General features: G+C 62.6%; 11 protein-coding genes. 5 read left to right on the forward strand and 6 right to left on the reverse strand.

Annotated features, from left to right (window positions below; genetic code table 11):
* Positions 1 to 99: 99 nt before the first annotated feature.
* The gene (locus tag ACZYZ7_RS17920) at positions 100 to 636 is read left to right on the forward strand and encodes a TetR/AcrR family transcriptional regulator (protein WP_167857778.1); all 537 of its coding nucleotides are present in this window, start codon (positions 100 to 102) and stop codon (positions 634 to 636) included.
* Between the two features lie 13 nt (positions 637 to 649).
* On the opposite strand, the gene ACZYZ7_RS17925 is transcribed toward ACZYZ7_RS17920, so the two are convergent.
* The 6 genes from ACZYZ7_RS17925 to ACZYZ7_RS17950 all read right to left on the reverse strand — a co-directional run bounded on the left by ACZYZ7_RS17925 (position 650) and on the right by ACZYZ7_RS17950 (position 6526).
* Entirely contained in the window at positions 650 to 2044 is a 1395-nt protein-coding gene (locus tag ACZYZ7_RS17925; RefSeq protein ID WP_167857777.1) for an APC family permease, read from the reverse strand.
* A 488-nt stretch (positions 2045 to 2532) separates the two neighbouring features.
* Positions 2533 to 3165 carry an MBL fold metallo-hydrolase gene (locus ACZYZ7_RS17930; RefSeq protein ID WP_463741452.1) on the reverse strand — a complete coding sequence of 211 codons (633 nt, stop codon included), beginning with the start codon at positions 3163 to 3165 and terminating at the stop codon, positions 2533 to 2535.
* On the reverse strand, positions 3162 to 4253 hold the full coding sequence (locus ACZYZ7_RS17935; RefSeq protein WP_463741453.1) for an S-(hydroxymethyl)mycothiol dehydrogenase: 1092 nt from the start codon (positions 4251 to 4253) through the stop codon (positions 3162 to 3164). The genes ACZYZ7_RS17930 and ACZYZ7_RS17935 overlap by 4 nt, the downstream gene beginning before the upstream one ends.
* A complete protein-coding gene (locus tag ACZYZ7_RS17940) occupies positions 4216 to 4773 on the reverse strand; it encodes an acyl-CoA thioesterase (RefSeq protein ID WP_135451341.1) in 558 nt (185 codons plus the stop codon). Before ACZYZ7_RS17940 ends, ACZYZ7_RS17935 begins: the two co-directional genes overlap by 38 nt.
* 13 nt (positions 4774 to 4786) lie before the next feature.
* Positions 4787 to 5641 (reverse strand): mycofactocin-coupled SDR family oxidoreductase, encoded by an 855-nt coding sequence (locus ACZYZ7_RS17945; protein ID WP_135451340.1) that lies wholly within the window; start codon positions 5639 to 5641, stop codon positions 4787 to 4789.
* A 114-nt stretch (positions 5642 to 5755) separates the two neighbouring features.
* Complete coding sequence (locus tag ACZYZ7_RS17950) at positions 5756 to 6526, reverse strand: SDR family NAD(P)-dependent oxidoreductase (RefSeq protein WP_463741454.1); 771 nt, start codon at positions 6524 to 6526, stop codon at positions 5756 to 5758.
* Between the two features lie 433 nt (positions 6527 to 6959).
* Here ACZYZ7_RS17950 and ACZYZ7_RS17955 point away from each other — a divergent pair, with 433 nt between their 5' ends.
* The 4 genes from ACZYZ7_RS17955 to ACZYZ7_RS17970 all read left to right on the forward strand — a co-directional run bounded on the left by ACZYZ7_RS17955 (position 6960) and on the right by ACZYZ7_RS17970 (position 9582).
* The gene (locus ACZYZ7_RS17955; protein ID WP_463741703.1) at positions 6960 to 7442 is read left to right on the forward strand and encodes a flavin reductase family protein; all 483 of its coding nucleotides are present in this window, start codon (positions 6960 to 6962) and stop codon (positions 7440 to 7442) included.
* 20 nt (positions 7443 to 7462) lie between these two features.
* Positions 7463 to 8551, forward strand: coding sequence for an LLM class flavin-dependent oxidoreductase (locus ACZYZ7_RS17960; RefSeq protein WP_463741455.1), 1089 nt, complete (start codon positions 7463 to 7465; stop codon positions 8549 to 8551).
* Positions 8552 to 8596: 45 nt separating this feature from the next.
* A complete protein-coding gene (locus ACZYZ7_RS17965) occupies positions 8597 to 8926 on the forward strand; it encodes a cupin domain-containing protein (protein WP_463741456.1) in 330 nt (109 codons plus the stop codon).
* A 230-nt stretch (positions 8927 to 9156) separates the two neighbouring features.
* Positions 9157 to 9582, forward strand: a complete 426-nt coding sequence (locus tag ACZYZ7_RS17970; protein ID WP_450072909.1) for a DUF6319 family protein — start codon at positions 9157 to 9159, stop codon at positions 9580 to 9582.
* The last annotated feature ends 2 nt before the right edge of the window (positions 9583 to 9584 follow it).

The raw sequence follows: 9584 nt of genomic DNA on the forward strand, positions 1-9584 counted from the left end.
TACGTTGAAAGAACGGTGCGGAAAGGCAGAGCTCAGGTGCCCCGAGACAACATCCGGTCCGAACCGACACGGGCCGCTTTGCGGCAAGCGGCTCTCGACGTGGCCAGCGAGTACGGCGTCAAGGGAGTCACCCACCGCCGCGTCGCCGCCGCGGCATCTGTTGCCCTCGGCTCGGCCAGCTATCACTACGAGAACATCGATGAACTGATGTTCGAGGCGTTTGCGGCCTGGGTGCAAACGCAGAGCGACCGCTTCATGCCGCCGTTCCGAACTGCTGTCGATGAGGACACGCTGGTAGCCGCAGTGCTCCACCTGCTCTCCGTCATGTACGGCGACGAGAAGGACCGAATCCTGCTCTTCGAGATCTACGCCCACTCCGTTCGCGATCCCGCGTATCACAAGTTGGTCGAGAACTGGTCGGCTTCCACCCGCTCGGAACTCGCGCGCCTCTACAGCAGCGAAACAGCCCAACGTCTTGAAGCGGCCTGGGAAGGTATCGGTGTCCAGTTGGTCATGGGCGGCTCGGTGAAGTCCGCGAGCGACGCCGAACCGCTGTTCCGATTGATCCTGAGCCAGGAGAAGCCGAAAGCCGGCAAGCGCAAGAACGCCTCCAGGAAAGTGGCCAAGGCCGGCTGACGGCACCGCTGGGTTAAACATCGACGCCTTCGGGTGTCGCTGCCTCGCCACCGATCCTGCTGTAGACGTCGGGGCGCGTCCGGCGCCACACCAGAGCGAGAACGAATCCGAATACTGCGAGTCCGAGAATGAACAGCTGCAGCCCCAGTCCGATGGCGAAGTTGCCACCGACGAGCAACGGGAAGTAGTAGCTGCTGATCGCCAGCATCGTGATCAGACCGGCCAGGCCCAGGCCAGGCGCGATCAGGGTATTCCACGGACGCTCCTGATGCGGCACGCGGCGGAAGTACACCAGCACGGCAAGACAGGTCAGCGCCATCAGAGTCAGGATGGCGTACGTGCCGATACCGAACATCCACGAATAGAACGTCACGGCATTCACGTCCAGGAAGACGAACGGGAGGGTAAGCGCGAGCGCGACGGTCGACACCGTTGCGGAGGCGATTGCCGGGGACCCGTGCCTCGGATGCACGCGACCCAACGCCGGCGGCAACACACCATCGCGTGCAAGTGCAAACGTGTAGCGCGCCAATGGATTATGAGCGGACAAAGTGGCAGCGAAGAGACTTGTCACCACCATGCAAGTCATGATCTCCGCGACCACGTCGCCGGCATAGAAACGCAGCCCAGCGGCGAATATTCCGGTCGAGTCCGCTCTCGCGGCATCCACCGCACCGTCGACGCCGTAGAAGGTGACCAGCGCCCACGACGAGAACACGTAGAAGAGGCCAATCAGGATGATCGCCAGGTACGTAGCACGTGGCACCGTCCGTGCGGGATCCCTGACTTCGGTCCGGTAGATCGCGGTTCCCTCGAAACCGAGGAACGTGGCACTCGCAAAGAGAATGGCTACCCCGACCGAACCAGAGGTGAACGCCGAGGGAGTGAACGACTCGAACTGCAGTCCGTGAGGTCCCCCCGTGGCGGTCAAGCTGACGTTGAAGATCAAGACGATGACGACCTCAAGAACCATCAGAACACTCAGGATGCGGCCGGACAGTTCGACGTTGAAGTGCCCCAGTGCCGACACCGCGGCCCATAGCGCGATCGCCCAGATCCACCACGGCACAAAGGCTTCCCCGAAGAGCGAGACCATCAATACCTTGGCCGAGTCGCCGAAGAAAGCGTACGTGCCCACCAGCAGAGCAAGATAACCGAGCTGAGCGAGGAAAGCGGCCGGCAAGCCGATCGGCTTACCCAGGCCGCCGGTGATGTAGGCGTAGAACGCGCCCGTGCGAGGGAAATTGCGTGCCATCGTGGTGAAACCGACGGCGAACATCAGCAAGATGAGGCCCATGACCGCGTAGGTCATCGGCGCACCGATGCCATTGCCTTCCGAAATCACCAGCGGCACAATCCCGGCGACCGCTCCCAGCGGAGCCGACATGGCAAGCACGGTGAGGATCAACTTGGTCGTGGTCAGGCGACCGACGAGCTGCTGCGGCGTCACTCCCGCACTCTCCGTCGGGTCTTGGGTGGTGGTCATCTCGATACGGTCTCCTTCTGAGACATGTCTCGCCGCGGCCTACTTTGAACAAAAGTTCAACCGATGGAAAATATAAGCGCATGTGTGATCTACGTCAATGCCTGATTGCGTCATCCGTGCTAGATGTTCGCGCAATACCGCACACAGCGCAGCCGAGCGGCTGTTTCGGCGAAATACCTTGCCGCCTTGCGGTTTTAGAGATTGCGACCAGATAGTCGACAAACCAAAATCGGACCGGCCAGAGCGCAGAATGGCTGCGTTGGCCGGCCCGGGCACCGTCAATCGGTGATCGTGAACCAGTCTTGCAATGCGGCCGTTGGCCGTAGCGATGACACAACCCGGAGAGGTCGCCCCGATGTGCGTTGGTGACCTCTCCGGGTGCGGGCGAATTCACGCCCTCGGCATACCTATCAGTGGCCGCGGGCCACCCAGTCGTCGTAGTGCACGATCTCGTTGCCGATGGTGGTGGTGTCGCCGTGGCCGGTGTAGACCACCGTCTCACCGGGCAGCAGGCCCAGCCGCTTGGAGATCGAATCCAGGATGGTCGGGAAGTCGGAGTAGGACCGTCCGGTGGCACCCGGCCCGCCCGCAAATAGGGTGTCGCCGGAGATCACCGCGTTCAGGTCGGGGATCGACCAGCAGACCGATCCCGGCGAGTGCCCCGGAGTGTGCAACGGCCGCAGTTCGATACCACCGGCGAACACGCCGACCCCATCGACAATCGGACGGAAATCCTCGTCCGGATGGATTGTTCGCCACAGCATCTCGTCGGCAGGGTGCAGCAGCACCGGCGCATCGAGTGCCTTGCCCAGTTCGGGGGCGACGGTGATGTGGTCGTTATGGCCGTGCGTGCAGACCACCGCGACGACGTTGCGTCCGCCGACGGCCTCGATGATCGGGTCCGCGGTGTGGGCGGCGTCGAACACCACCACATCGGAGTCATCGCCGACGATCCAGATGTTGTTGTCGACGTCCCAGCTGCCACCGTCGAGCTCGAACGTGCCGCTGGTGACCACCCGCTGGATCTGGGCGGGGCCGCTCATTTCTTCAACACCACGACAGAGCGCAGGACCTCGCCAGCGTGCATCTTGTGGAACGCGTCCTCGATCGCGTCCAGCTCGATGCGCTCGGAGACGAACTTCTCCAACGGCAGCCGACCCTGCAGATACAGCGAGATCAAGGTCGGGAAGTCACGCTCGGGCAGGCAGTCGCCGTACCAGGAGGACTTCAATGAGCCGCCGCGGGAAAAGAAGTCCACCAACGGCATCTGCAGTGTCATGTCCGGGGTCGGGACACCGACCAGCACCACCGTGCCGGCCAGATCGCGGGCGTAGAACGCCTGCTCCCACGTCACAGGCCGCCCCACCGCATCGATCACCACATCAGCACCGAAGCCACCGGTCAGCTCCCGGATCGCGGTGACCACATCAACCTGAGCCGCATTCACGGTATGGGTGGCACCAAACTCACGGGCCTGGACAAGCTTCCGCTCATCAAGATCCACCGCGATGATCTTCTTGGCCCCGACCAGGGCGGCACCGGCGATCGCCGCATCACCCACCCCACCGCAGCCGATCACCGCGACCGTGTCATCGCGGGTCACCGCGCCGGTGTTGATCGCCGCACCGATTCCGGCCATCACGCCACAACCCAGCAGCCCGGCCACCGCCGGATCCGCCGCCGAATCGACCTTGGTGCACTGCCCTTCATGCACCAAGGTCTTGTCGGCAAACGCGCCGATGCCCAGCGCCGGGGTCAGCTCGGTGCCATCGGTCAACGTCATCTTCTGAGCCGCGTTGTGGGTGTCGAAGCACAGCTGCGGACGGCCCCGCTTGCAGGCCCGGCACTCCCCACACACCGCACGCCAGTTCAAGATCACGAAGTCACCCGGCTCGACATGGGTGACGCCCTCACCCACCGATTCGACGGTGCCCGCGGCCTCATGGCCCAACAGGAACGGGTACTCGTCGTTGATCCCGCCCTCGCGGTAGGTCAGGTCGGTATGGCACACGCCGCAGGCGATGATGTCGACCACCACCTCGCCGGGACCCGGATCGGGAATGACAATGTCGACCAACTCAACGGGCTGCTTCTTACTCCGGGAGATCACACCCCGAACGGTCTGACTCATTCTTTCTTTCTCCTGTCTGGTCGCACCCGTGGGCGCTGTCGAACTGCCGGCGTTGCGCCCTACGTCGCAACCTCGCGGAGTTGAATCGCTGTGTCTCAACTGGGTTTTGCGGAACGAGGGTCGGCACGTCCACCGGCACGCCGGCATGGTCCACGGCCACCATGGTGAAGTAGCAGCTGTTGGTGTGTCTGGACGCACCGGTGAGGATGTCTGCTGTGTCGACCCGGATGCCGATCTCCATCGATGTCCGACCCGTGTAGTTCACCGACGCAGCGAAGGTGACGAGTTCCCCGACATGGATGGCATCGCGGAACAGCACCCGGTCGACAGACAACGTCACCACATAGCTCTTGGCATAGCTACTCGCACACGAGTAGGCGACCTGGTCGAGTATCCGCAATATGGCACCTCCGTGCACATTTCCGGAGAAGTTGGCCATATCGGGTGTCATCAGGACCGTCATGACCAGGGACCGGCAGTCACTCGGGGGCGAGTTCGCGCTGAGTGCGGAACCGCTCATTTACGCTCGCGTCTCAGCGGACCGGGCTGTGGTTATAGCCGGTCAGTAGCATGTGCCCGGCATCTACCAACACCGTCGTACCGGTAACTTTGGCGGCCAGATCCGAGTTCAGATAGACCGCGGTGTTTGCGATCTCCATCGGGTCGAGAAGGTCAGTGCCTCTCAGAACATTGAACCGGTGACCGCCCTCGACGAGATCTTCCCGGGTACCGCCTGGATGACCCGAGATCAGGTCATAGCCGGGCTGATTGTCGAGCATCGGGGTATCCACCGCTCCCGGATTGACCGAGTTGCAGCGCGGACCATGGGGCGCCAATTCAAGCGCCACGCTCTTCATCAATCCGATAACACCATGCTTGGCGGCGGTGTAGTGGGCGTAGATCCCGCCCGGTTCCAGGCCGTCCACCGAGGACGTCATGACGATCGAGCCCGATTGACGCTCGATCATGTGCGGTGCCACCGCTTTTGCGGATCGCCACACCCCGGTCAGGCAGACCCCGATCATGTCCGACCACTGCTCGTCTGAGAGTTCCCAGAACGGGCCCGTAGCCCAGATACCCGCGTTGGCGATCAGTGCGTCGATCTTTCCGAACTCGCTGATGGTCGCCGCTACCGCACTGTCGAGATCGGACTGCGACCGAACATCACCGGTGAAACGCAGAGCGCGCCGGCCAAACTCCTCGACGAGCGACACGGTCTGCTCGAGATCATCTGCGGTGCCCAGCGGATAACCGACGGTGTCGATATCGTGTGCGAGGTCCAGCAGGGCCACGTCGGCACCCTCACGTGCGGAGGCGACGGCATGCGCACGTCCCTGCCCCCGGGCTCCACCGGTGATGAAGACGACTTTTCCGTCCAGTAAACCCATTCTTGGAACTCCTCTTTCAGTGTCGAGTCGACATCGGGGTGCCTTCTGGCCGAGGGCACACGTTGCGCGTGGTGGGGCCGGCCGCGGAAGGACGGCCGGGTGCACCAGCGATGTTCAGCCCGCGGTGGAACCGCCATCGATGGGATACACGCCGCCTGTGCAGTAGCGGGTGCGGTCCGACGCCAGAAACAGCACCAGCTCGCTGACCTCTTCGGGCTGGGCAATCTTTGAGATCGGCTGTGTGGCAACCCATTCGTCGAAGTCCCAGTAGGGGTTCGATGCCATGATCGCCTTTTCCTCGTCGAGCATGGGGGTATCAACGCAGCCCGGGGCGACAGCGTTCACCCGGATGTTGTCGGCGGCATAGGTCAGTGCAGCCGACTTCGTCAACCCGACGACGGCGAACTTGCTGGACACGTAGGCCGCGTAGCCCCACGATCCGACGACACCCATCATCGATGCGGTGTTCACGATCGCGCCGCCGCCGGCCCGTTTCAGCGCCGGGACTGCCGCGCGCATACCTTTGAACACTCCGGCGGCGTTCGTATCGAGCACGGTGCCCCAGGTGTCATCGCTGCACGCGTCGACCGCATCGCAGCTGACGATTCCGGCGTTGTTGATCAGGATGTCCAGGGCGCCGAATTCCTCCTCGGCGCGCGCGACGGCCTGATCCCATTGATCCGTGACTCGGACATCCAGGTGTTGATAGACAGCCCGACCACCCTTCTGCCGGATCTGCTCGGCGACGCCCTCCCCGAGCTCGTCGCGAATGTCGGAGACGACGACGTTGGCACCCTCCTCGGCGAAACGCATTGCGTGTGCGGCGCCTTGACCTCGGGCACTCCCCGAGATCAGTACCGTCTTGCCGGCGAACTCAAGAGTCACGTTCGCTACCCCATTCCTGTCAGTTGTTCGCTCTCGCCACCCGCATGTCCGGATGCCGCACGGGCCGGCCGAGGAGGACCAGGCTTTCCAATTTGAACTTTTGTTCAACCTTGGGTGGATCCATGATCACTCCCCACCCTCGAGCTGTCAACCCCCGACCACTGGTCGACCGATCATCAAACCGATGCCACATCAAGCCGGGCTGAAATGACCTTCACTGCAGCAGTTTTCAACAACCCGTTTCCGTGTTCACCAGGACGCCACATGGCCGAGTGGAAACTCCCGCACCCAAACGGTTGACGGCCGGTGGGTCTGCGAGTACCTTCATCGAAACATTGAACAAATGTTCATATATAGCGGAATGGTTGAGCACCCGGCGCAAGGATGACGTTCCATGAGCACCCCTGAGAATTCGCATGTCGATGAATCCACGATGCGGTCAGTACTCGGACACTTCCCCACTGGAGTCGTAATAATCACGGCCACAGGTGATTCCGAACCTATCGGGATGACCATCCAGTCCTTTCTCTCGTTGTCACTGAATCCTCCACTCGTGCTCCTGTCGGTTGCGAAGACATCGGTGAGCTGGCCGCGAATTGCCACTGGTGGGCGTTTCCTGGTCAACGTGCTCGCCGAGCATCAGTCCGGATTGGCCCGCCAGTTCGCACAGAGCGGCGCGGACAAGTTCGCGGGCATCGGCTACACGTCCGATGCCACTGAGGGCGGCCCTAGGCTCGACGGTGCCAGTGCCTGGATCGACTGCCGCGCCGAGACCCACTACGACGGCGGCGACCACACGATCGTGGTGGCGAAGGTCCTGGGCGCCAGCGTGTCACCGCACGAACATCACGCCATGGCGCCGTTGGTATTTCATCGGTCGGGCTTCCCCCGCCTGAACTCCTGTTGTCACATCTGAATCGAAAGGAAACTGGTGCAATGAAATTCGGAGTCTTCAACATCCCTTATGCCCTGGGATACTCGTCAGGCCGGCGGACTGCGCGCCAGGTCATCGACTGGGATCTGCAGATCACCAAGTGGGCCGACGAGTACGGATTGGACGAGGCGTTCTTCGCCGAGCACTACACGCTCGGTGACGAGCCGTCCCCTGCACCGGACCAGATGATCGCCGCCGCTTCGCAGCTCACGTCCAACATCACGCTAGGTGCGGCTGCCCACCTGCTGCCCTACCACAATCCCGTCGGCCTGGCGCATCGCATGATGTGGCTGGATCACATGACCGGCGGCCGGTACATCGCCGGTGTCGCACCAGGTGCCTACCCGAGCGATGCACAACTGTTCGGCACGGGCAAGAACAATCCGAAGATGCTCGTCGAGGCCCTCGACATCATCGAAGCGATCTGGACCCGGATCGGACCGTTCAAGATCGAAGGTGAGTTCTTCTCCGTCGATATGCCGGCATTCGATCCCAATATCGTCGGCCCCCATCTCAAACCGCTCCAGCAGCCTGGTATCCCGCTGATGATCACCGGCATGCAACCCAGTTCGCCATCCCTGACCGAGGCCGGGCGACGGGGCGCGATCCCGATGAGTCAGCAGGTGCACGAGTCCGTACTCGTTCAACACTGGGACGCCTACTCGAAAGCGGCCGCCGAGGCCGGACGCACGCCATCACGCGCTGATTGGCGCATCTGCAGGGATTACTTCGTCGCCGAGACGGACGACGAAGCCCTCGACCGCGTGTACAACGGTGCGCTGGGCAAGCTGTGGGGCGAGTACAACATCCCGACGTTCGTTCACAAGCTCCACATCGGAGATCTGATCTCGGGCGGGACGATCGCCCCCGAGGACCTGTCGATCGAGTGGATGGTAGAGAACTTCCTCATCGTCGGTTCGCCGGACACGGTTATCGGCAAGGTCGAGGAGCTGTACCAGAACGTCGGAGGCTTCGGCAGCATGGTCACCTTCTGCCACGAGTACTACGACGAGCCCGACGTGTACCGCCGCAGCTTCGAACTGATGGGCACCAAGGTCCGCCCCGCCCTGGCCCATCTGACCGGCGAATAGCCGGTATCCCCAAAGAAACCCACTCAGCACGACCGAAAGAAGGATATGGCCACCATCCGCAAGTTCGACCCGATGACGATCGACCTGGAGGACAAGCCCCGCCCCGACAGCGATGCCGCAGTGCGTTTGCAGCGGCTATACGCCAATGACGAGGACACACAGTTCCACGGAGTCTGGCAGGCCGAACCGGGCACTCACGCGAATCTCCCCGGACAGGAGACCGTCGTCATCCTCGCCGGCAAGGCCACGGTAAGCGGCCAGAACGGCGACAGCATCGACGTCGCGGCCGGGGACCTTGTCTTCATCGACGCCGGCGAGGTCACCACCTGGAAGGTTCACGAAACCATCCGCAAGGTGTTCGTCATAAACAGCTAGACAATTGGTGCGGGGCGTCCGAAAGGATGCCCCGCATCGCCCACCTGCGGCGTCTGCTTCGCGATGTCTTTGGGGACCAGAACATTTCACCGGGTGCCGCCATGCGACCCGTGACCCTCGTGGCCCGACACGCGCACAGGTTGACCCAAACCGTCGAACGTGTGTTCTAATACTGGACGCCGCCCATCCCGCTTACTGCGGGCGATGTTCAGAAGGAGTTTCGCGTGACGATGACTGTAGACGCTCAGGTAGCAGAAACCTCACCTACCGAGTCCGACGCTCCCGACGACTTGGTTACTCCTCTCGATGGCACACCGACGCCCGCCGCTGAAGCTCCTACCGACGAGAAGCCGAGGAAGGCTCCAGCCAAGAAGGCAGTGAGCAAGAAAGCCAAGACGATCGAGCTGACTCTCACCGTCACCGGTACCGCCGACGGCGAATGGCACGCCGAGCTCAAGCAGGGCACCACCTACCTGGCTCGCAACGTCGCGGTCGCGGCCGCTGCCGTCTCGCGTGCGGCCAAGGAATTGCACGAGGACCTCTCCACTCCGATCGACGAGGTGATCGAGGAGGCACGCTCCCAGCAGGCCGCCAAGGTCGCCGCACTCGAGGCCGAACTCGAAGCTGCCCGAAAGGCCCTCTCCGACTTGGAATGAGG

The organism is Mycobacterium sp. IDUB_17 (genome assembly GCF_055419465.1).

Bases quoted from the DNA above. Each gene is read 5' to 3' on its own strand.
- ACZYZ7_RS17945 (WP_135451340.1), bottom strand. From the start codon at position 5,641: ATGGGTTTACTGGACGGAAAAGTCGTCTTCATCACCGGTGGAGCCCGG.
- ACZYZ7_RS17965 (WP_463741456.1), top strand. From the start codon at position 8,597: ATGGCCACCATCCGCAAGTTCGACCCGATGACGATCGACCTGGAGGAC.
- ACZYZ7_RS17970 (WP_450072909.1), top strand. From the start codon at position 9,157: ATGACTGTAGACGCTCAGGTAGCAGAAACCTCACCTACCGAGTCCGAC.
- ACZYZ7_RS17935 (WP_463741453.1), bottom strand. From the start codon at position 4,253: ATGAGTCAGACCGTTCGGGGTGTGATCTCCCGGAGTAAGAAGCAGCCC.
- ACZYZ7_RS17940 (WP_135451341.1), bottom strand. From the start codon at position 4,773: ATGAGCGGTTCCGCACTCAGCGCGAACTCGCCCCCGAGTGACTGCCGG.
- ACZYZ7_RS17955 (WP_463741703.1), top strand. From the start codon at position 6,960: ATGCGGTCAGTACTCGGACACTTCCCCACTGGAGTCGTAATAATCACG.
- ACZYZ7_RS17930 (WP_463741452.1), bottom strand. From the start codon at position 3,165: ATGAGCGGCCCCGCCCAGATCCAGCGGGTGGTCACCAGCGGCACGTTC.
- ACZYZ7_RS17960 (WP_463741455.1), top strand. From the start codon at position 7,463: ATGAAATTCGGAGTCTTCAACATCCCTTATGCCCTGGGATACTCGTCA.